20 protein-coding genes and 1 tRNA gene are annotated in these 19,885 nt (G+C 69.5%); 3 read left to right on the top strand and 18 right to left on the bottom strand.

The window, feature by feature from the left end:
- Nucleotides 1-3: 3 nt before the first annotated feature.
- Nucleotides 4-198: a hypothetical protein gene (locus ACWFRJ_RS08525; protein ID WP_453525841.1), complete on the bottom strand. Its 195-nt coding sequence runs from the start codon at nt 196-198 to the stop codon at nt 4-6.
- Between the two features lie 86 nt (nt 199-284).
- Nucleotides 285-1,670 carry an MFS transporter gene (locus ACWFRJ_RS08520; RefSeq protein ID WP_453525838.1) on the bottom strand — a complete coding sequence of 462 codons (1,386 nt, stop codon included), beginning with the start codon at nt 1,668-1,670 and terminating at the stop codon, nt 285-287.
- A 289-nt stretch (nt 1,671-1,959) separates the two neighbouring features.
- Between ACWFRJ_RS08520 and ACWFRJ_RS08515 the strand changes: the two genes are divergently transcribed.
- Nucleotides 1,960-2,871: a helix-turn-helix transcriptional regulator gene (locus tag ACWFRJ_RS08515; protein WP_453525835.1), complete on the top strand. Its 912-nt coding sequence runs from the start codon at nt 1,960-1,962 to the stop codon at nt 2,869-2,871.
- On the opposite strand, the gene ACWFRJ_RS08510 is transcribed toward ACWFRJ_RS08515, so the two are convergent.
- The 7 genes from ACWFRJ_RS08510 to ACWFRJ_RS08480 form a co-directional block, all read right to left on the bottom strand.
- A tRNA-Ala gene (locus ACWFRJ_RS08510) sits at nt 2,863-2,935 on the bottom strand. The genes ACWFRJ_RS08515 and ACWFRJ_RS08510 overlap by 9 nt on opposite strands.
- A gap of 154 nt (nt 2,936-3,089) precedes the next feature.
- Entirely contained in the window at nt 3,090-3,731 is a 642-nt protein-coding gene (locus tag ACWFRJ_RS08505) for a histidine phosphatase family protein (RefSeq protein WP_453525832.1), read from the bottom strand.
- Nucleotides 3,728-4,174: a ribosome silencing factor gene (rsfS, locus tag ACWFRJ_RS08500; RefSeq protein ID WP_453525829.1), complete on the bottom strand. Its 447-nt coding sequence runs from the start codon at nt 4,172-4,174 to the stop codon at nt 3,728-3,730. Before rsfS ends, ACWFRJ_RS08505 begins: the two co-directional genes overlap by 4 nt.
- Before the next feature lie 137 nt (nt 4,175-4,311).
- A complete protein-coding gene (locus ACWFRJ_RS08495) occupies nt 4,312-6,015 on the bottom strand; it encodes an LCP family protein (protein WP_453525826.1) in 1,704 nt (567 codons plus the stop codon).
- 16 nt (nt 6,016-6,031) lie between these two features.
- Entirely contained in the window at nt 6,032-6,670 is a 639-nt protein-coding gene (gene nadD / locus ACWFRJ_RS08490; RefSeq protein ID WP_383281987.1) for a nicotinate-nucleotide adenylyltransferase, read from the bottom strand.
- A 63-nt stretch (nt 6,671-6,733) separates the two neighbouring features.
- A complete protein-coding gene (locus ACWFRJ_RS08485) occupies nt 6,734-6,895 on the bottom strand; it encodes a hypothetical protein (protein ID WP_453525822.1) in 162 nt (53 codons plus the stop codon).
- An 84-nt stretch (nt 6,896-6,979) separates the two neighbouring features.
- The gene (locus ACWFRJ_RS08480) at nt 6,980-7,234 is read right to left on the bottom strand and encodes a hypothetical protein (RefSeq protein WP_453527240.1); all 255 of its coding nucleotides are present in this window, start codon (nt 7,232-7,234) and stop codon (nt 6,980-6,982) included.
- Nucleotides 7,235-7,333: 99 nt separating this feature from the next.
- Here ACWFRJ_RS08480 and ACWFRJ_RS08475 point away from each other — a divergent pair, with 99 nt between their 5' ends.
- Entirely contained in the window at nt 7,334-8,440 is a 1,107-nt protein-coding gene (locus tag ACWFRJ_RS08475; protein ID WP_453525819.1) for a M48 family metallopeptidase, read from the top strand.
- A gap of 17 nt (nt 8,441-8,457) precedes the next feature.
- On the opposite strand, the gene ACWFRJ_RS08470 is transcribed toward ACWFRJ_RS08475, so the two are convergent.
- From ACWFRJ_RS08470 to proB, 5 genes are all read right to left on the bottom strand, one after another.
- Complete coding sequence (locus ACWFRJ_RS08470) at nt 8,458-9,534, bottom strand: SCO2583 family membrane protein (protein WP_453525816.1); 1,077 nt, start codon at nt 9,532-9,534, stop codon at nt 8,458-8,460.
- 85 nt (nt 9,535-9,619) lie between these two features.
- On the bottom strand, nt 9,620-10,195 hold the full coding sequence (locus ACWFRJ_RS08465; protein WP_453525814.1) for an SCO2584 family spore wall biosynthesis protein: 576 nt from the start codon (nt 10,193-10,195) through the stop codon (nt 9,620-9,622).
- Between the two features lie 66 nt (nt 10,196-10,261).
- Nucleotides 10,262-11,563, bottom strand: a complete 1,302-nt coding sequence (locus ACWFRJ_RS08460) for a glutamate-5-semialdehyde dehydrogenase (protein ID WP_453525811.1) — start codon at nt 11,561-11,563, stop codon at nt 10,262-10,264.
- A 116-nt stretch (nt 11,564-11,679) separates the two neighbouring features.
- Nucleotides 11,680-12,162, bottom strand: coding sequence for a hypothetical protein (locus ACWFRJ_RS08455; protein ID WP_453525808.1), 483 nt, complete (start codon nt 12,160-12,162; stop codon nt 11,680-11,682).
- A 230-nt stretch (nt 12,163-12,392) separates the two neighbouring features.
- Nucleotides 12,393-13,520, bottom strand: a complete 1,128-nt coding sequence (proB, locus tag ACWFRJ_RS08450; RefSeq protein WP_453525805.1) for a glutamate 5-kinase — start codon at nt 13,518-13,520, stop codon at nt 12,393-12,395.
- 282 nt (nt 13,521-13,802) lie between these two features.
- Between proB and ACWFRJ_RS08445 the strand changes: the two genes are divergently transcribed.
- The gene (locus ACWFRJ_RS08445) at nt 13,803-15,893 is read left to right on the top strand and encodes a hypothetical protein (protein WP_453525802.1); all 2,091 of its coding nucleotides are present in this window, start codon (nt 13,803-13,805) and stop codon (nt 15,891-15,893) included.
- Nucleotides 15,894-16,039: 146 nt separating this feature from the next.
- On the opposite strand, the gene obgE is transcribed toward ACWFRJ_RS08445, so the two are convergent.
- The 4 genes from obgE to ACWFRJ_RS08425 form a co-directional block, all read right to left on the bottom strand.
- Nucleotides 16,040-17,479 carry a GTPase ObgE gene (obgE, locus tag ACWFRJ_RS08440; protein ID WP_453525799.1) on the bottom strand — a complete coding sequence of 480 codons (1,440 nt, stop codon included), beginning with the start codon at nt 17,477-17,479 and terminating at the stop codon, nt 16,040-16,042.
- A gap of 134 nt (nt 17,480-17,613) precedes the next feature.
- Nucleotides 17,614-17,868 carry a 50S ribosomal protein L27 gene (gene rpmA / locus ACWFRJ_RS08435; RefSeq protein ID WP_160505003.1) on the bottom strand — a complete coding sequence of 85 codons (255 nt, stop codon included), beginning with the start codon at nt 17,866-17,868 and terminating at the stop codon, nt 17,614-17,616.
- Nucleotides 17,869-17,879: 11 nt separating this feature from the next.
- Nucleotides 17,880-18,200 carry a 50S ribosomal protein L21 gene (gene rplU / locus ACWFRJ_RS08430; protein WP_160505004.1) on the bottom strand — a complete coding sequence of 107 codons (321 nt, stop codon included), beginning with the start codon at nt 18,198-18,200 and terminating at the stop codon, nt 17,880-17,882.
- Nucleotides 18,201-18,363: 163 nt separating this feature from the next.
- Nucleotides 18,364-19,716, bottom strand: a complete 1,353-nt coding sequence (locus tag ACWFRJ_RS08425; RefSeq protein ID WP_453525795.1) for a phospholipase D-like domain-containing protein — start codon at nt 19,714-19,716, stop codon at nt 18,364-18,366.
- Nucleotides 19,717-19,885 lie beyond the last annotated feature (169 nt).

Raw genomic sequence — 19,885 nt, 5'->3', positions numbered from 1 at the left:
CGATCAGCTCCAGCTGCGGCCGCAGGCCGTGCACACGTACGAGACACCGCCGTTGTCGCCGAGCACTTGGGCGACATGGGACGAACCGCAGGACGGACAGGTGAGATGGGGGGCGATCGCGGCGGAGGGAGCGGCAGCGCGGCGTGGCGCGGCCACTGCGATGGGGCCGGCGGCCTCATCGCGGATGCTCGCAGGCATCGCTCTCCCTCCCGTCGGGTCACATTCGGTGGTCTGGCGCGGTCCCCTTCCGGTTGTCCGATTCTGCCATGGCCTGAGCGACCCGGTCAGCGACGCAGTCGTACCAGTCCGGACACGGCACCCAGCGCCGCCGCTCCGGCCAGGGCATATGCGCACACCTGGAGGGCGTCCGCGGATGAATACGCCCCCGGAGCCCCTTGCGACTCAAGCCGGTTGAGGAAAAGTGCGCCAAAACCCGCGACGCCGATCAATTGACCGATCTGAGTGACCGTCGCGAGCAGTCCGCTGGCATCCGCGGCGTCTTCCGGCCGCACCGTGGAGAGTGCCCGGGTGAGTGTCGGGCTGAACCCCAGGGAGAGCCCCGCACCGATGCCCATGAAGGCCGCATACAGCCACAGTCCGCCCTGACCGCCGTCCCCCAGCAGCAGACCCACCGCGACCGTCGACACCGCGGTGAGCGCGAACCCACAGGGGATCAGTGCCCGTTGGGTTGCCGCCGGCCAGTACCGCCAGGTCAGGCCGACCGCGCCGAAGACCACGGCGGTGGGACCGAACGTCAGACCGGCGCGCAGCGCGCTGTAGCCGAGGCCGCCCTGGACGTGCAGCGTGAGCACGAACAGGAAGCCCGCGTTGACAGCCATCGCGGTGCCTATCCGGAAGACCGCGAGGCCCATGCCGGGGATGCGCAGGACCCGCGGCGCGATCAACGGCGTACCGCCGCTGCGGGCGAGCCGGGACTCGTATCCGCAGAAGAGCGCGAAGAGGACCACCGCCGAGCCCATCGAGAGCCAGGACCACAGCGGCCAGCCCTCCTGCTGGCCGAGCACCAGCGGCACGGTGAGCAGCGAGACCGTGGCGCCGAGCAGCACGAGCCCCGGCAGATCGAGCCCACGCGCCCGCTGCCCCTCCGCCGGCTGCCCCTCCGCCCGCTGCCCCTCCCCCGGCTTCGGGGAGGCGTCACGCGGCAGCACACGCCGGGCCATGATCAGCAGGACCACGCCGACCGGCACGTTCACCAGGAACACCGGGCGCCATCCCGTGCCGAACAGGTCGGCGCTGACCAGGATTCCGCCGAGCACCTGCCCCGCCGCGGCCCCGACGGCGAGCACGGCCGAGTACGCGCCGAGCGCCTTCGTCCGCGCCTCCCCGGTGAAGTTGCGCTGGATCAGGCTGAGGACCTGCGGGATGAGCAGCGCCGAGCCCGCGCCCTGCAGCAGCCTGAAGGCGATCAACTCGCCCGTGCCCTGGCTGAGTCCGCAGGCGAGCGAGGCGACGGTGAAGACCGCGAGGCCCACGAGGTAGACGCGACGGTGGCCGATGCGGTCACCGAGCCGCGCGCCGGTGATCAGGAGCACGGCGTACGTGATGGTGTATCCGGCGATCACCAGCTGCAACCCGGCGCCCGACGCGCCCAGTTCGGCGCGGATGGTGGGCGCGGCGACATTGACGATGAAGGCGTCGAGCAGTGCCATGAACTGCGCGGCGACGACGACCGCGAGGAGCCGTCCGGGGCGATTGTCAGTGCCGGGGGCTTTACTGAATGCGGGACTTGATTCAACGGAATCGGCTGAACCAGCGGGATCCGAGGGATCAGCGGGATCCGAGGGATCAGCGGGATCCGAGGGATCAGCGGGATCCGCCGCGGTGGACGGAGTGGTCGTTGTCATGAGACCGAGCGTGACGGCGAGTTGGTACGGGTAACGAGAGCCCGCTGATGCTGGTACTGGCAGCACCTGGCAAAGCCCGGGACGTGGACCGACGATGGGGGACGTGACGACGATGGGGACGACTCAGCGACGAAGGCCCGAGCTCGCCACCTTCCTGCGGAGCCGCAGAGCCAGGGTGACACCGGCCGACGTGGGCATGCCGCCGGGCCTGCGCCGCCGCACGCCGGGGCTGCGCCGCGAGGAGGTCGCCCAGCTCTCCGGAGTCGGCGTCACCTGGTACACGTGGTTGGAGCAGGGCCGCCCGATCAACGCGTCGGCGCAGGTCCTGGACGCCGTGGCGCGCACGCTCCGCCTCGACAAGCCGGAGCGCGAGCATCTGTACCACCTGGCCGAGGTTCCGTTCGAGCCGGACCGCGAGACCGCGTCCCCCGAGTCCGTCGGCCCCGAGATCCAGGGCATCATCGACGCCCTCGACCCGCATCCGGCCGTGGTCTACAACGCGCGGTACGACATCCTCGCCACCAACCCCGCCTACCGCGATCTCTTCTTCGTCCCGCAGGTGACGGTCCTGCGCGTACCGAACGTGCTGTGGACGCTGTTCATCGTGCCCGCCCCCGTCTGCCCGCTGGTCTTCCGCGAATCGGAGCTGCCGGTGATGGTGGCGACGCTGCGCAGTTCGTACGGACGCCATGTGGGCGAGCCCGCCTGGGAGGACTTCATACGCCGCCTGTCCGCCGCGAGCGCGCACTTCGCCGAGCTGTGGGAGAGCGGGGACGTGGCGCCGCCAGGACCGCGTGTGAAGACGTTCCGGCACGCGGCGGTCGGAGAGCTGCGGATGACGTCGGTCTCGCTGTCCATCAACGGCATGCCGGAGTGCCGGATCGTCGCGTACACACCGGACGACGAGGTGAGCCGACTGCGGGCGGCGGAGCTGCGCCGGCTCAGGCCGCCGGAAACGGAAGGATCCCGCCCTCTGATGAGGACGGGATCCGAAGTGTGGAGCTAAGGAGAATTGAACTCCTGACCTCCTGCATGCCATGCAGGCGCTCTACCAACTGAGCTATAGCCCCGCGTGTTCTTCCCCCGCTCGGCGGGTGAACAAGAAGAACTTTAGCCTGCGCCGAGCCGGAATGTGAAATCCGGGTGACGGGCCCCCTCAGGCCCTCCGACCAGCGGCTCTGACGCCCGACCCGGCACCCGCTGCGACACCCGCCCGGCGCAGGGCTAATCGTCGTCGCCGAGCACCGGCTCCGGCAGCGTGCCGGCGTTGTGCTCGAGGAGGCGCCAGCCGCGCGCGCCCTGTCCGAGCACGGACCAGCAGCAGTTGGAGAGCCCGCCGAGGCCCTCCCAGTGGTGGGACTCCAGGCCGAGGAGACGGCCGATGGTGGTGCGGATCGTGCCGCCGTGGCTGACCACGACGAGCGTGCCGTTCTCCGGCAGCTTCTCGGCATGGCGAAGCACGATCGGCGCGGCCCTGTCGGCGACCTCGGTCTCGAGCTCGCCGCCACCGCGGCGCACCGATTCGCCGCGCTTCCACGCGGCGTACTGGTCGCCGAAGCGCGTGATGATCTCGTCGTGCGTCAGACCCTGCCACTCACCGGCGTACGTCTCCTGGAGGCCCGCATCGTGCGTGACCTCCAGGCCGGTAAGAGTGGCGAGCTCAGCCGCGGTGGCCGCCGCCCGCCTGAGGTCGGACGCCACGATGGCGTCCGGCTTCAGCGACGCGAGCAGCCGGGCGGCACGCCTGGCCTGCGAGACACCGGTGTCGGTCAGCTCGATGTCCGTGGAGCCCTGGAAGCGGCGCTCCAGGTTCCACGCCGTCTGGCCGTGCCGCCACAGGATGATCCGGCAGCCGCGGGCGGTCACCGAAGCTCACCGTCCAGGTCGGCTGCTTCCTCCTCGGCGCGCTGCTCGGCGTGCTCGGCGGCCTTGCCGCGGGTCGCGACGGCGTCGGCGGGCAGCTCGATCTCGGGGCAGTCCTTCCACAGACGCTCGAGCGCGTAGAAGACACGCTCCTCGCTGTGCTGGACGTGCACCACGATGTCCACGTAGTCCAGGAGGACCCAGCGGGCTTCGCGGTCGCCCTCGCGGCGCACCGGCTTGACGCCGAGCTCCTTGCTGAGCCGCTCCTCGATCTCGTCGACGATCGACTTGACCTGGCGGTCGTTGGGCGCGGAGGCGAGCAGGAAGGCGTCCGTGATCGACAGCACGTCGCTGACGTCGTACGCGATGATGTCGTGCGCGAGCTTGTCGGCTGCCGACTGTGCGGCGGCCTTGATGAGCTCGATGGAGCGGTCCGTGGCGGTCACTGGTGAGCTTTCCTTCAGGTGGTCAAGACACCCCAAGGGTCTCACGGACCGCCGACAGCATCCCCGGCGATCGCTCGATCACCCTGTCTGCTGCGTCACCCGGCCGGAAAAGCCCCCGGCCGGGTGACACGGCGCCGTCATCCCGCCTTGTAGTCCTGGCCGAGGACGACCGACACGTCGGCGTTCGTCGCGGTCTTGCCCTTGCGGACCGCGCTCTCCGGCAGACCGAGCGTCTTGGCGACCTCGGTGGCCTGCGTCTTCTTGTCCGCCTCGGCGTACGTGACCTGCGACGACGTCTGGGCCGTAGAGCCCGCGCCGCTGTCGACGAAGGTGTACCCGCCGTTGACCAGCGAGATCCGCGCCTCCTGCCCGGCGCCCTTGGTACCGGAGGCGTTCTTGACGCCGACCCGCACGGCCGCACCCTTGTCCGGGTTCTTGACCGCGCCGCCCAGGACGTTCTTGACCACGCTCTCGCCGGCCTTCTCCGAGAGCGTCCCGTCCTGCTGCACCGGGAGCGTCTGTGTGGAGTAGTCGCCGCCCTTCGCACGGTCGGCGAGCTTGGCGAGGAAGGCGCCGAGGTCCTTCTCCTTGAGCGACGGGTCCAGGATCTGGGCGAGCGACTGGACCGTGGTCGTCGCGGCCTGCGGGTCGGACGACAGCTTCCGCAGGACAGCCTGCATGACCTGCCCGAACCGGCTCAGCTGCGCGGTCTCGGTCTCTCCCGACGCGCGGTAGGTGGCGTACGCGACGGCCATCGGGCCGCTCAGGGTCTGCTGCTCGCCCTTCTTCACGAGGGGCCCCTGGCCCTTCTTGGCCTTGGGGTCCGGCACGTCGGCGTCCGTGTCGACGTCGATGTTGCCGACCAGCTCGACGAGGTTGTTCAGGTACGGGGTGTCGAGCCGCCACGTGCCCTCGACCTGCGTACCGAGCAGGGTGTCGATCGACTCGCGGGTACCGGTCGAGCCGTCGTCGTCGACCGATTTGCCGAGCGTCGTCCCGGCGCCGTCGTCGTCCGTCACGGAGAGGGAGTTGGGCAGCAGGACGGTGGTGCCGCGCTTGGTCGTGGTGTTGTTCACCAGGAGCGCCGTGGAGGTGCCGCCGCCCTTGGTGTTGTGCAGGTGGACGACGATGACGTCGCGGTTCTGCGGGCCGGCGGCCGCCGCCGCGTCGCCGGACGCGTCGTCAGAGAGGCCGGGCAGCTTGCCCGCGTACCAGAGGTAGCCGACGCCGCCCGCGATCACGAGCGTGAGCACCACGACGAGGGCGACGACCCGGGAACGCCCGCGCCGCTTGGCCTCCTCGCGCCGTTCGGTGCGGCTCTCGGTGAACTTCAGCCAGTCGATGACGTCTTCGGACTCTTCGTCCGGCTCCTCGATGAAGGAGAACTGCTGGGTCTCGTACGCGGGATCGCGGCGCTCGGACTCGGGCTCGAACTCAGACTCACGCCGGGGCTCGGGCTCCGCCTCAGGCTCCGGCTGCCGCGACTGCTGCGGGATCCAGCCGGTCTGCGTCTGCTGGAGACCCTGCTGCTGGTGCTGGACCTGCTGCTGGTCGTACGTGCCGTAGGAACCGGAGTCGTACGAGGAGTCGTAAGAAGAGTCGTGCGAGGCGTCGTAGGACGGGACAGGGGGCTGCTGCCCGGTCGCGTACGGGTCGTAGCCGTAACCCTGCGGCTGCTGTTGTTGCTGCTGCTGATGTGGTTGCTGCTGTTGCTGGGCCTGAGCCCCGTACTGGTCGTACGAAGCCGAGGGCTGTACCTGCTGGTACACCGGCTGCCCGTACTCGTCGTACCCGACGATCTGGTACTCGCCCGCATACGGGTCGTACTGTCGGTCGTTCACCGGTGCCCCTCTCGGCTCAATCGCCGCGGTACAGCTCGCGCTTGTCGATATAACGCACCACACCGTCCGGCACCAGGTACCAGACGGGGTCCCCCTTGGCGACCCGTGCACGGCAGTCCGTGGACGAGATGGCGAGGGCCGGGACCTCCACGAGGGAGACGCCGCCTTCAGGGAGTCCGGGGTCGGTCAGCGTATGGCCGGGTCGTGTGACCCCGATGAAGTGCGCAAGGGAGAACAGTTCTTCGGTGTAGCGCCAGGTGAGGATCTGACCGAGGGCGTCGGCACCCGTGATGAAGAAGAGGTCCGTGTCGGGATTGAGCGTGCGCAGATCGCGCAGCGTGTCCGTCGTGTAGGTCGGTCCGCCGCGGTCGATGTCGATGCGGCTCACCGAGAACTGTGGGTTCTCGGCCGTCGCGATGACCGTCATCAGATAGCGGTCCTCGGCCGGGGACACCACCTTGTCGCTCTTCTGCCACGGCTGCCCGGTCGGCACGAACACCACCTCGTCGAGGTGGAACTGCGCGGCGACCTCCTGGGCCGCCACCAGGTGTCCGTGGTGGATCGGGTCAAACGTTCCGCCCATGACACCGAGGCGGCGTTTGCCCTTGCTGGCCGGGCCGGTACCGGGACCGGTAGGCATGTCCTGCTCTCCCATGCGTGCAGACCCTACCGGCCCGGTCGACGGGCTCTGTTGCGGCCGTCCGTTCCGTGAGACCGCTCAGCGGTCGCGGTTGAAGCGCGTGGTGATCCACAGGAGCAGCAGGAGCACGACGAACGCGCCACCGCCGACGAAGAGAGGATTGAGGCTTTGGTGGTTGCCCGCGTGCTCACCTTCGGCGGCGAGAGTGACCAACTGGGAGGCGGTGCTGTGGAGGCTCATCGTCGGCAGGACCTATCCGGTGGTGGGCGGGACAAAGACTTCCGGGCCATCGTATGCGGGGGCACCGGCCAAGCTCACGCCGACTCAGCCGTTGCGGTCGGCGCGGTCGTCCTCGTCGGCACCGCCCGGACGGTTCTCACCGCTCTCGGCAGCCCCGCGCCCTGCGTCGGCACCCTGGCGGTAGCCCCGCAACAGGAACCACGCGACGAGCACGCAGCCGACGACCATGACGATCAGCACGACGCGCAGCAGATTGCCCGCACCCTGCTCCTTGGCGGCCGAGGCGGCCGCCTCCGTGACCCAGTGGTGGGCGGCGGCGCTGTGCTCCATGACGGCCATGACGGGCGACTCCATTCGCTGTGCTGCCCTGTCACGGTATCTCCGCCTAGGCTGGACCCCACCTCGGGGGCATGACTGGACGAGCATGGGGGATGGGGCATGACCGACGACAACGACCACGGCCAGCACGGCGGGGGCCCGCGGGACGAGGGCCACGAGCACGTGCCGAGCAGGCAGCGCAGGCGCTTTCCCGGAATCTCGTCACGGGCGTACGAACATCCGGCGGACCGTTCGGCCCTGGTGGCCCTGCGCAAGCTCAGCGGGTTCGACACCGTCTTCAAGGCGCTCAGCGGGCTGCTCCCCGAGCGGAGTCTGCGGCTTCTGTTCCTCTCGGACTCCGTGCGGGTCTCCGACGCGCAGTTCGCGCACCTCAACACCATGCTGCGGGACGCCTGTTACATCCTGGACCTGGAGAAGGTCCCGCCGATGTACGTGAACATGGACCCGAACCCGAACGCGATGTGCATCGGCCTCGACGAGCCGATCATCGTGGTGACCACCGGGCTCGTCGAGCTGCTCGACGAGGAGGAGATGCGCGCGGTCGTCGGCCACGAGGTGGGCCACGCGCTCTCCGGCCACTCGGTGTACCGGACGATACTGCTCTTCCTCACCAGCCTTGCGCTCAAGGTGGCCTGGATCCCGCTCGGCAACCTGGCGATCATGACCATCGTGACCGCCCTGCGCGAGTGGTTCCGCAAGTCCGAGCTTTCGGCGGACCGCGCCGGGCTCCTGGTGGGCCAGGACCTCCAGGCGTCGATGCGCGGCCTGATGAAGATCGCGGGCGGTAATCACCTGCACGAGATGAACGTGGACGCGTTCCTGGACCAGGCCAAGGAGTACGAGGCCGGAGGCGACCTGCGTGACTCGGTCCTGAAGATCCTGAACGTGCTGCCGCGCACGCACCCCTTCACCACCGTGCGCGCCGCCGAGCTGAAGAAGTGGGCCGAGACCCGCGACTACCAGCGGATCATGGACGGCCACTACCCCCGCCGCGACGAGGACAAGGACACCTCGGTGTCGGACTCCTTCCGCCAGTCTGCCTCCAGCTACGCCGAGGACGTACGCACGAGCAAGGACCCGCTGATGAAGCTGGTCAACGACCTGGCGGGCGGCGCGGGCGACCTGGGCGGCAAGCTGCGCGGGAAGTTCACGGGAACCGGAACCGGAACCGGACAGAACGGCACCCCGCCCTCAGAGGACAAGTAGCCCTCGGAGCGAAGTCCTCAGAGCGAAGGCTGGGCGCCCTCGGCCAGCGAGCCGCACAGCGCCGTGGCGGCCCCCGTCGCGTACGGGTCGGTGCCCGCGGGGCCGCCCGCCTTCGCCTTCTGTCCGGCGAGCAGCGGCCGCAGCTGGTTCGCCGCGTCGGCGGAGCAGGCGAGCGGGCCCGCCTGCGTGTACGACACGAGCAGCTCGGCCTGGTGCATCCGCAGGTCGTCGCGGTCGAAGCGGAACTGCAGCTCGCGGCGGACGGTGAACAGCGAGGCCTTGGCGTGCTCGCCCTTGGCGTCCTTGGCGGCCGGACGCAGCGCGTAGACGAAGGTGTGGTCCGTGGTCACCTCAAGGGTGTTCTTGTCCGTCTCGGTGGCGCTCAGCGTGCCGTTGACCCGGATGCCGGGCGTGGCCAGGGCCGTCTTCGTCGGGTCGAAGCGCACCAGCCAGCCGGTGGGCGCGTGCCGTCCGTCCGCCGCCGGGTGCGCGAAGCTCTCGTCGAACTGGTCGAGCTGCTGCGGGTCGAGCAGGATCCGCGCGGAGCGCACGGTGCCGCCGGTGAGGACGTCCGGGTCGAGCGAGGACTCGACCAGGTAGTCCTTGGCGGTGGTGAGCGCGGACATCACCTGGCCGTCCGAGAAGTGCGAGGTGCGGTGCGCGGACGGGAGGTTGATGCCCTTGGCGCCCACCCGGAACTGCGCGGCCGGACTGTGCGCGTACAGCTCGGCCGATTTCTCGGCACCGGGCACGGGTCCGGGCGGGGCGAGCGGTATGACCGTCATCCGCAGCGGCTCGGGGCGCTGTACGACCGGGTTCTGGTACGGATGGCGTACGCCCATGTAGATCGCCGTGCCGAAGGCGACGGCTATGAGCAGGACGAGGATCACGGCCTGTTTGGAGAGGTGCCGGTGGCGCACGGCACGGCGGCGCACCGCGTGCGCATGGTCGCCCATACGTTCCTGCGCGGAGTACTCCTGGAGCCGCGCGGCGCGGACGAACGACTCGTCGAACACGACGGATCGGTACTCGTCCTCACCACCGGCGGGAGCGCCCTCGGGTGTCCCCTCGGGTGGTTCTCCTTGCCCGCCCATACCTTCAGGGTAGGTCTCCGCGCGGTCAGGTAAACGCCCTGGTACACGACAAGTTCTGACAACTTCTCACGGGGTGTGCGGCTTCTCACGGGGTGCGCGGCGACGCGGAAACCGGCGGCGGGTCGTACTCCGCGGAGGCGGAGGGCTCCGTGGACACGGGCGGCGGGATCGGGTCCTGCCGGCTCGTCGACCCGCCTCGGTATACGGCGGTGAAGGCGAGCGCGACCATGCCGACGCCCATCAGGATGGCGAGCATCCAGGCGACGGGGCGGTGCCAGCGGTGGTGGCTTCCATAGCGGCCCTGGCGGCCGTACCCGTCCTCGGTGAACTCCCGTTCGTACACGTCGTCGAGGTCGGGGTCGTGGCCGAACTCGCTGCCGTCGGGGCCGAAGCCTTCGTCGTAGAGGTCGTCCTCCGGCGAGTCCCGGCCGGGGCCCCGGGTGCGGGCCCGGCGGTTCTCGGCCTCGCCGGCCTCGGCGCGCGCCTGGGCTGCGGCCAACAGCCGCTCCACCGCGGTGGGTTCATGGACCTTGGCGGACTTGATGAAGTCCTCGTCGAAGACCACGGAGGCGAACTCTTCGTCCGCACCCCCGCGGTCGTGGTCGTCGTCGGGCTCCCAGCCGTCAGGGGACGACGGCGTGCCCCCCACGTCCTCCGGCACCTCTCCAGGGTAGCCCGGAAGGGGCAATCTGGGCAGACGGTAAGGGAATTGGGCCCTTGCGGAAATTCAGCGCGTGTGGCCGTCGCCGGTGACGATGTACTTCGTCGACGTCAGCTCGGGCAGCCCCATCGGGCCCCGGGCGTGCAGCTTCTGCGTGGAGATGCCGATCTCGGCGCCGAAGCCGAACTGGCTGCCGTCCGTGAAGCGCGTGGAGGCGTTCACGGCGACCGTCGTGGAGTCCACGAGCTGGGTGAAGCGGCGCGCGGCCTGCTGCGAGGTGGTGACGATCGCCTCGGTGTGACCGGAGGTCCACAGGCGGATGTGCTCGACGGCCTGCTCCAGGGAGTCGACGATGCCCGCCGCGATGTCGTACGAGAGGTACTCGGTCTCCCAGTCCTCCGTGGTCGCGGGCACGACGGTGGCCTTCGAGCCCTCGGCATACGCGATGAGGCGCTCGTCGGCGTGCACCGTCACCCCGGCCTCGGCCAGGGCGTCCAGGGCGCGCGGCAGGAAGGCGTCGGCGATGTCCGCGTGCACAAGGAGCGTCTCGGCGGCGTTGCAGACGCTGGGCCGCTGGGCCTTGGAGTTGATGAGGATGTCGACGGCCATGTCCAGGTCGGCGTGGGCGTCCACGTACACGTGGCAGTTGCCGGTGCCGGTCTCGATGACCGGGACGGTGGACTCCTCGACGACGGTCTTGATCAGCGAGGCGCCGCCGCGCGGGATGAGGACGTCGACCAGGCCGCGGGCCCGCATCAGCTCACGCACGGAATCGCGGTTCTCGCCCGGGACGAGCTGGACGGCGTCGGCGGGCAGGCCGGCTCCGTGGACGGCGTCGCGAAGGACGCGGACGAGCGCCGTGTTCGATTCGTACGCCGATGACGAGCCCCGCAGGAGGACCACGTTGCCGGACTTCAGGCAGAGCGCCGCGGCGTCCACGGTGACGTTCGGGCGGGCCTCGTAGATGATCCCGACGACGCCGAGCGGTACGCGGACCTGGCGCAGGTCGATGCCGTTGGGCAGGGTCGAGCCGCGGACGACCTCGCCGACGGGGTCGGGCAGGGCGGCCACGTCGCGCACGTCGGCGGCGATGGCGCGGACCCGCTCCGGGGTGAGCGTCAGACGGTCGACGATGGACTCGCTCGTCCCGGCCTCGCGGGCGCGTGCGGTGTCCTTGCCGTTGGCCTCGATGATCTCGGCTGTGCGCACCTCGAGGGCGTCGGCGATCGCCAGGAGCGCGTCGTCCTTGGCGGCTCGCGGCAGCGGCGCGAGGGTCGCCGCGGCGCCTCGGGCGCGGTAGGCGGCCTGGGCGACGGGCGTGAGGTTGTCGTACGGCAAGCCGGAGAACGAAGGCGTGAGGGACGTCATGACGGCAGCGTAATGGGGAGCGGCCGGGGTCCACCCGCCGTTTCAGCAGCCGAGACCACGGGGCAAGCAGCCGGGACCGGAGCGCCGACCCCCGGGACCGCCGTGCTCACGACGGCTCAAAAGGGGTGCACGCCCACCGGGGTCGCCGGAAGCGGACCGTACCCTTCCGCGATCCGGTGGTGGTACGTGTCGCGATCGATGACTTCGAGCCCCACGATCTCCCACGGCGGGAGCTGCGCGCTCTGCCGGTGCTCGCCCCAGAGCCGGAGCGCGACAGCGGCAGCGTCGTGCAGGTCGCGGGCCTCTTCCCAGTACCGGATCTCCGCGTGATCGGGTGCGTACCTGCTGGTCAGCAGAAAGGGGTGGTCGTGGGCGAGCTGTTCGAGGCCGCGCCTGACCTCTTTCAGCGGGGCCTCGCCGCCCGAGACGCTCAGGGTGACGTGCCACAGACGGGGCACGTCCACCGCCTCGCCCTCCTGGCTCTCGTCCGTCTCGCCCGCGGCCCGCATGTCACCGGTGTAGGTCGCCCCCGCGGCGACGCTGGTCAGGGAACGCTCAGCCGACGTGCGGGACGACGTTCCCGAACGCACTCGTCTCACGACGGCCTCCTCTACGCAATGGTGGTGCGGATACGCAATGGTCGTGCGGAAGTGTCTGGAACAAAGTTGAGCAGGCCAAGCGCCCCCGCGGGGCGGTTTTGGGGAGTTTCACCTCGCAGGGGCCGGTCGGCGCCCGGCGTTCGCGCTTGTTTTCGGCCGGAGGCTGATGAGGCAGCCGTGACAGGTGTTGCGAAGGACCAGCCGTGCGGGCGGAAGGACCGGCGGAACGACTAGTCGTGCAGGAGAGCCAGGTCGTCGCGGTGCACCACTTCCCGCTCGTACGCCGGTCCGAGCTCCCGGGCGAGCTCCCGCGTGGAACGGCCGAGGAGCTGCGGAAGCTCCTTGGCGTCGAAGTTCACCAGGCCGCGTGCCACGGCACGCCCCGCGGTGTCCCGCAGCTCGACCGGGTCGCCCGCGGCGAAGTCTCCCTCGACCGCCGCGATGCCTGCCGGAAGGAGTGATTTGCGCCCCTCGACGACCGCGCGCACCGCACCGTCGTCGAGCGTCAGGGCGCCCTGCGGCTCGGAGGCGTGCTGGAGCCACAGGAGCCGGTCGGCGGTCCTGCGGCCCGTGCGGTGGAAGTACGTCCCGGTGTCGCGGCCCGCGAGGGCGTCGGCGGCCTGGCTCGCGGAGGTCAGGACGACCGGGATCCCGGCGGCAGCCGCGATCCGCGCGGCCTCGACCTTGGTGACCATGCCTCCGGTGCCGACGCCCGCCTTGCCCGCGCTGCCGATCTGGACGTGCTCTATGTCGGCGGGGCCCGTCACCTCGGAGATCCGGGAGCTGCCGGGCTTGGCCGGGTCGCCGTCGTAGAGGCCGTCCACGTCGGAGAGCAGGACGAGGAGGTCGGCGTGGACGAGGTGGGCGACGAGGGCGGCGAGCCGGTCGTTGTCGCCGAAGCGGATCTCGTCCGTCGCCACGGTGTCGTTCTCGTTCACGACGGGCAGCGCGCCCATCGCCAGGAGCTGGTCGAGGGTGCGCGACGCGTTGCGGTGGTGGGCGCGGCGGGCCATGTCGTCGGAGGTGAGGAGCACCTGCCCGACGCGTACGCCGTAGCGGGCGAAGGAAGCCGTGTAGCGGGCCACGAGAAGCCCCTGGCCGACGCTGGCGGCCGCCTGCTGCCTCGCCAGGTCCTTGGGGCGCCTGCGCAGGCCCAGGGGCGAGAGCCCGGCGGCGATGGCGCCGGACGAGACGAGCACGACCTCGCGCTCGCCGCCGCTGCGACTCTTGGAGAGCACGTCAACGAGGGCGTCAACGCGATCGGCGTCCAGGCCTCCCGACGCGGTGGTCAGGGACGAGGACCCGACCTTGACGACGATCCTGTGGGCCTCCGCGACGCCCTGCCTTGCCCCAGCCACGCACTTCCCCAATGATCCTGAAGATCCCATTCCCTGCCGGACCAGCCAATCTACGCGAGTGCCCCGGTGGGGTGCCCCTGCATTTCGAGGGGCGGACCTACGACCCTCCTGATGCGAAAACCGGCCCGACGGTTCAGTACCTTTGCCCCTTTATCCGGTGATTGTCGTCACGGAAGATTGCTACCGGGCCACCGCACGTCATACGGTCAGTGGTCGACTTCCTGCTTTCCCCGCGTTTCCTCGAATTCCCCCCATCCGATCCCCCGCCAGGAGCCCAAGCCCGTGCCCTCTGCCGGACTCGCATCCCGCCGCATCGTGCAGCTCACCACGCTGTTCGCGATGTTCGCGCTCTTCACGGCCCAGCTCGTCAGCGCGCTGGTCCCGTACGTACCGGTGTTCATCGCCGCGTCGGCGGCGAACCTCGCGCTCGACGTCTATCTGCAGTACAAGCAGCCGGGGCTCCTCTCCCTCCTTGGCAAGATCCGTTTCGACGTCACCGTCAGGCAGCTCCTGCGCGACATGCTGATCATGGTCGGCCTGCTGCGCATCGACGGTATCGAGCCGCTCGCAGAGCAGTCGCCGCTGACCATCTCGGTCCTTGCCTTCTACTTCCTGCACTTCGGCTGCCAGGCCACCGCCATACTGGTCCGCCGCACCCGCCAGCTGCCGATCGTCACGCGCAACATCGACGCGTCCGACCTGCACCTGACCGCGGCCCCGCCGCGGATCCTCTCCCGCCGCCAGGCCCACCGCCTCCTCACGTTCGCGATCCCCGGCACGGCAGGCCTCCTTGCCACCGCGGGCACCACGGACGCGTACTGGGGCGGCATCGGCCTCGGGATCTCCATCGTCCTGATGGGTCTCGGCGCGATCTACCTCGCCACGTGGCTGCTTCCCAAGAAGCGCGCGAAGAACGACCAGAAGGTCATGGAGTGGCTGGACAACTGGCTGGCCGAGTACCAGCCGTCCGTCGCCATGTACTTCTCGGGCGGCGCCACGTCCGCGTACCAGGCGAACATGTGGCTCTCCACGCTCTCTGAGCTCGACGGCAAGCCGCTGATCGTGCTGCGTGAGCGGTTCATGGTGCAGAAGATCGACGCGACGGACGTCCCGATCATCTGCTTCCCGAAGGTCGCGACGATGTTCTCCCTGGAGACGTCGACGCTGAAGATGATGCTGCACCCGGCGAACGCCGCGAAGACCTCGCAGGTCCTTCGGATCCCCACGATCAAGCACGCCTTCATCAACCACGGCGAGAGCGACAAGCTGTCCTCCTGCAACCCGTACGCGAAGGCGTACGACGAGGTGTGGGTGGCGGGCCCCGCCGCGCGCGACCGCTACCAGGCCGCCGACGTCGGTGTCGACGACAAGGACGTGGTCGAGGTCGGCCGCCCCCAGCTGTCCCCGATCCTGCGGTCGACGGGCACCCCCACGAGCCCGTTCACGACCGTCCTGTACGCCCCCACCTGGGAGGGCTGGGACGGCAACCCCGGCAATACGTCGGTGACCCTCGCGGGCGAGAACATCGTCAGGCACCTCCTGGCCGACCCCGGCGTGCGGCTCGTCTACAAGCCGCACCCGATGACCGGCTCGCAGGACCCTCTCGCCGGCGCCGCCAACGAGCGCATCAAGGCGATGGTCCGCGAGGCCGCCGTCAAGCGTTCCGGCGAGCGACCCGGCCAGGACGCCCTGGCCGAACTGGCGCGCAGCACCGCCGAGCTCGACCGGCTCACCTCGACCGCGTTCCGCAAGAGCGTGGACGAGATGGAGCGGATGATGCTCCAGGGCACGCCCGACGGCGACCAGCAGGCCGCTGTCGCCAAGGCGACCGCGGAGTGGGAGGCGGCGTACTGGGCGTCGTTCCCCGAGTGGGAGCACCAGATCATCACCACCGCGCGCCCGGCGATCTTCTCCTGCTTCAACCAGGCGGACCTGCTGATCAGCGACGTCTCCTCGGTCGTCTCCGACTGGCTGACGAGCGAGAAGCCGTACGCCGTCGCCAACACGTCCGGCATGTCCGAGACGGACTTCCGCGCGGGCTTCCCGACGGTGAGCGCGGCGGCGATCCTCTCCCCCACCGCAGAGGGCGTCCCGGCTCTCCTGGAGTCCGTCCGCTCCCCGGAGAAGGACACCCACGCCGAGGCCCGTGCGGCCCTCAAGGAGCACCTCCTTGGCCCCTCGGACCCGCCCTCGCTCGTCCGCTTCAACGAGGCGGCCCTCGCGCTCTCGGCCAAGGCCGACGAGCGCCGCGTCCGCATGGCCACCCGCATCGACGCGGAGATCCCCGCGCAGCGGGCCGCGGAGGACGCGGCGGAGGAAATGGAGTCCGACCCGACCGAGCAGAGCGGCGCGGAAGACTCCGTCACGGCATAGCCGCAGGGAGCGCCCCGTAAGGGGCGCGAGGAACTGCGCGACCAGCCACAACGCACCCGCACCGGTGCACGAACGAGAGAAGGGCCCCCGGAGCAAAAGCTCCGGGGGCCCTTCTCACTGCCCAGGGCGCCCCCGCCAGAACCCGCCTAGAACGGCTCGAAGTCGTCGTACGCCTTCTCCGCGTCGTCCCGCTCGGTGTCGCGGTCCCGGCGGCGCTGGGCCGCGGGGCGGGGCTCCTCCAGGCGGTGGTCCTCGCCGCGGCGGCCGAGCATCTCCGCACCGGCCATCACCGACGGCTCCCAGTCGAAGACGACCGAGTTCTCCTCGGGGCCGATGGCGACGCCGTCGCCGCTGCGGGCGCCCGCCTTCATAAGACCTTCCTCGACGCCGAGCCGGTTCAGCCGGTCCGCGAGGTAGCCGACCGCCTCGTCGTTGTTGAAGTCGGTCTGACGCACCCAGCGCTCCGGCTTCTCGCCGCGCACGCGGTAGATGCCGTCGTCGCCGAGCTTGACGGTGAAGCCCGTGTCGTCCACGGCCTTGGGACGGATGACGACACGGGTCGCCTCCTCCTTCGGCTTCGCGGCACGCGCGGCGCCCACGACCTCGGCGAGCGCGAAGGAGAGCTCCTTGAGCCCCTTGTGCGCGATGGCCGACACCTCGAAGACGCGGTAGCCGCGGGCCTCCAGGTCGGGCCGGACCAGGTCGGCGAGGTCCTGGCCGTCCGGTACGTCGATCTTGTTGAGGACGACGACGCGCGGCCGGTTCTCCAGGCCCGCGCCGTACTGCCGCAGCTCCTCCTCGATGATGTCGAGGTCGGACGCGGGGTCACGGTCGGACTCGAGCGTGGCCGTGTCCAGGACGTGCACCAGGACGCTGCACCGCTCGACGTGCCGCAGGAACTCGAGGCCGAGGCCCTTGCCCTGGCTCGCGCCCGGGATCAGGCCCGGTACGTCGGCGATCGTGTAGACGGTCGAACCGGCCGTCACCACGCCGAGGTTGGGGACCAGCGTCGTGAACGGGTAGTCCGCGATCTTCGGCTTGGCGGCGCTCAGGACCGAGATCAGCGAGGACTTGCCCGCGCTGGGGTAGCCCACGAGCGCGACGTCCGCGACCGTCTTGAGCTCCAGGACGACGTCGCCGTCCTGTCCCGGCTCACCGAGGAGGGCGAAGCCGGGCGCCTTGCGCCGGGCCGAGGCGAGTGCCCGGTTGCCCAGGCCGCCGCGGCCGCCCTGCGAGGCGACGTACGTCGTGCCCTGGCCGACCAGGTCGGCGAGGACGTTGCCGTCCTTGTCGAGGATGACGGTGCCGTCCGGCACGGGCAGGATCAGGTCCTGGCCGTCCTTGCCGGAGCAGTTGTCACCGGCACCGGGGGCGCCGTTGGTGGCCTTGCGGTGCGGGGAGTGGTGGTAGTCGAGCAGGGTCGTGACCGACTGGTCGACGACCAGGATCACGTCACCGCCACGGCCGCCGTTGCCACCGTCAGGGCCGCCGAGCGGCTTGAACTTCTCACGGTGGACGGAGGCACAGCCGTGGCCCCCGCTACCCGCGGCGACGTGCAGCTCGACGCGGTCCACGAAGGTGGTCATGGGATGTGCCTCCAGAAACGTACGGAAAGTCAGGGGCGAAATGCCCCTAGGTGTAACACGCGAAGGGCGGACCCGCTTCCCGGCAGGGAAGTGAGGTCCGCCCTCGCGAAGAACCTGTTCTACGGAAGCCTGATTCAGGCGACCGGAACGATGTTCACGACCTTACGGCCACGGTGGGTGCCGAACTCGACCGCACCGGCGGCCAGCGCGAACAGCGTGTCGTCCTTGCCACGGCCGACGCTCGAGCCGGGGTGGAAGTGGGTGCCACGCTGGCGGACCAGGATCTCACCGGCGTTGACGGTCTGACCGCCGAAGCGCTTCACGCCGAGCCGCTGAGCATTGGAATCGCGCCCGTTCCGAGTGGACGATGCGCCCTTCTTGTGTGCCATGTCTCAGTCCCTTACTTCGCAGCCGTGGGGATACCGGTGACCTTGATCGCCGTGTACTGCTGGCGGTGACCCTGGCGACGGCGGTAGCCGGTCTTGTTCTTGTAACGAAGGATGTCGATCTTGGCACCCTTGTGGTGGTCCACGACCTCGGCCGTGACCTTGATACCGGCAAGCACCCACGGGTCGCTCGTCACGGCATCGCCGTCGACAACGAGCAGCGTAGAGAGCTCTACGGTGTCGCCAACCTTGGCGGTGGGAAGCTTGTCAACCTCAACGATGTCGTCGACAGCAACCTTGTGCTGGCGACCACCGCTGCGCACGATGGCGTACACGGATCTCTCTTTCGCTCGGAACGGGACCCCCGAAGTCCAGCCGTCCGCATGACGCGGTCGGCCTCTCCCGGACGCCAGGCGCCGGAAGGAAATCAGGTTTACAGGGGTAGGGCGTACCTACTGACACGCCGACGGTCAAGATTACGGGGCTGGGCCGGAAGGGTCAAACCGGCTTCTCACCGTCCGGCGGCAGCGGCTTGACGCCCTTGCACAAGTCGGTCTTGTCGGCCGTTCCGGGCCAGGCCACGGTCCGTACGTGGTCGAAGTGGGCGCGGTACGCGTCGTGCACCGAGTCGTCGTCGACCTTCACGATCGCCTCGTCGTTCTCGCGCAGGGCGGGCGCCGTGTAGTTCTGCGAGCCGGTGAAGGAGATCTTGTTCTGCTTGCCGTCGTACTTGCCGTCGATGAGCAGGTACTTCGAGTGGATGATGAAGGGCGTCACCAGCTTGGTGCCGGGGTGCAGCGGGTCACGGTCGTCGTTGAAACAGCGGATCGCGGGCCCGCCGGACTTGTGCAGCGTCTCCCAGGTGCCGGGGGTGCCGCCCTGGCTCTTGGCGCTGTCGGTCTCGGCGTAGACGATGCTCACCGTGCAGCCCGCCTTCTTGAGCGAGACGAGCTTGTCGGCTATCTGCTTCCGGGTGATCTTGAAGATCGAGGCGCGGACGTTGGTGTGCCGGGCGACGCCGGCCGCGTCCTTGTAGTTGCACTGCACGTTGTTCAGGACCGAGTACATTGTGTCGGTCTCGTTGACCGTGCCGGAGCGCGGGAAGAAGTACGCCTTGTAGAGGCCGTCGCTGACCGTGCGGTAGTCCCAGTTACGCCAGTCCTTGCCGACCATGTCGGTGAAGTAGTCGGCGTACGCGTCGTACATCGTCGGGTTGTTCGGGAGCTGCAGCGCGTCGTTGAAGAACCGCGTGTGCGCGGAGGGCGTCGAGTTCGACGTGGTCTGTACGACGACGTCCCTGGCGCCCTCGACCTGCGAGAACAGCCAGAACTTGTTGTGCATGATCGACTTGCCGTACCGGGGATCGCCCAGGCAGGACTTGTCCGCCGGGCAGAGCCGCACGAAGGACGACTTGTTCTTGTCCGTGCCGAGATTCGCCGCGAGCGTGCTGTACGAGGTGTTCGTGGGGCGATCGCTCCTGCTGGTCTCGTCGAGCAGCATCTGTACGTGCACACCGCGGTTCTTGGCCGCCACGAGCGCGTCGACGACCGAGGCCTCCCACACGTGGTAGACCGCGACCTTGATGGTCGACCCCGGCACCGCGGCGTTCGTCAGGTCGATCAGTCGGGTGCGTATCGCGTACTGCTGATCGGGGGTGCCCAGCGGATCGTTGAAGATCGGCGCCTCGGCCAGTGGCGGTGCCTGATCATCTGCGGCCGCCGTCCCCACGGCGCTCACCGTCTGGATCCCCGCCGCCGACAGGACCGTGGCGAGCGCGACGGCCTGGCGTCCACCCTTAATCTGCTTCACGGCACGGTGACGTCCCGTGCCCTTCAGGCGACCGTGCGCCATCGTCCATCCCCTCCCCTGACACGAACGGAACGTCTCCCCAGACGCCACGCCCGCGTGCTCTCTCATCAACCACATGAGTTTTACAGGTACTTCACTCTGTTCCAAGTTCCCACAACGAGATGCCCCCGGCACGGCAAGATCACCGTGCCGGGGGCACCCGGACATACAT

Source organism: Streptomyces sp. NPDC055239 (genome assembly GCF_053606205.1).
Note: the sequence above shows the minus strand (reverse complement) of the source record. Positions and strands in the feature narration are given on the sequence as shown.

Excerpts from the sequence above, each read along its gene's own strand:
- ACWFRJ_RS08525 (WP_453525841.1), bottom strand. The coding sequence starts at position 198 with ATGCCTGCGAGCATCCGCGATGAGGCCGCCGGCCCCATCGCAGTGGCC.
- ACWFRJ_RS08520 (WP_453525838.1), bottom strand. The coding sequence starts at position 1,670 with ATGGCACTGCTCGACGCCTTCATCGTCAATGTCGCCGCGCCCACCATC.
- ACWFRJ_RS08515 (WP_453525835.1), top strand. The coding sequence starts at position 1,960 with ATGGGGGACGTGACGACGATGGGGACGACTCAGCGACGAAGGCCCGAG.
- nadD (WP_383281987.1), bottom strand. The coding sequence starts at position 6,670 with ATGGGAGAGCAGGACATGCCTACCGGTCCCGGTACCGGCCCGGCCAGC.
- ACWFRJ_RS08485 (WP_453525822.1), bottom strand. The coding sequence starts at position 6,895 with ATGAGCCTCCACAGCACCGCCTCCCAGTTGGTCACTCTCGCCGCCGAA.
- ACWFRJ_RS08480 (WP_453527240.1), bottom strand. The coding sequence starts at position 7,234 with ATGGCCGTCATGGAGCACAGCGCCGCCGCCCACCACTGGGTCACGGAG.
- ACWFRJ_RS08475 (WP_453525819.1), top strand. The coding sequence starts at position 7,334 with ATGACCGACGACAACGACCACGGCCAGCACGGCGGGGGCCCGCGGGAC.
- ACWFRJ_RS08470 (WP_453525816.1), bottom strand. The coding sequence starts at position 9,534 with ATGGGCGGGCAAGGAGAACCACCCGAGGGGACACCCGAGGGCGCTCCC.
- ACWFRJ_RS08460 (WP_453525811.1), bottom strand. The coding sequence starts at position 11,563 with ATGACGTCCCTCACGCCTTCGTTCTCCGGCTTGCCGTACGACAACCTC.
- obgE (WP_453525799.1), bottom strand. The coding sequence starts at position 17,479 with ATGACCACCTTCGTGGACCGCGTCGAGCTGCACGTCGCCGCGGGTAGC.
- rpmA (WP_160505003.1), bottom strand. The coding sequence starts at position 17,868 with ATGGCACACAAGAAGGGCGCATCGTCCACTCGGAACGGGCGCGATTCC.
- ACWFRJ_RS08425 (WP_453525795.1), bottom strand. The coding sequence starts at position 19,716 with ATGGCGCACGGTCGCCTGAAGGGCACGGGACGTCACCGTGCCGTGAAG.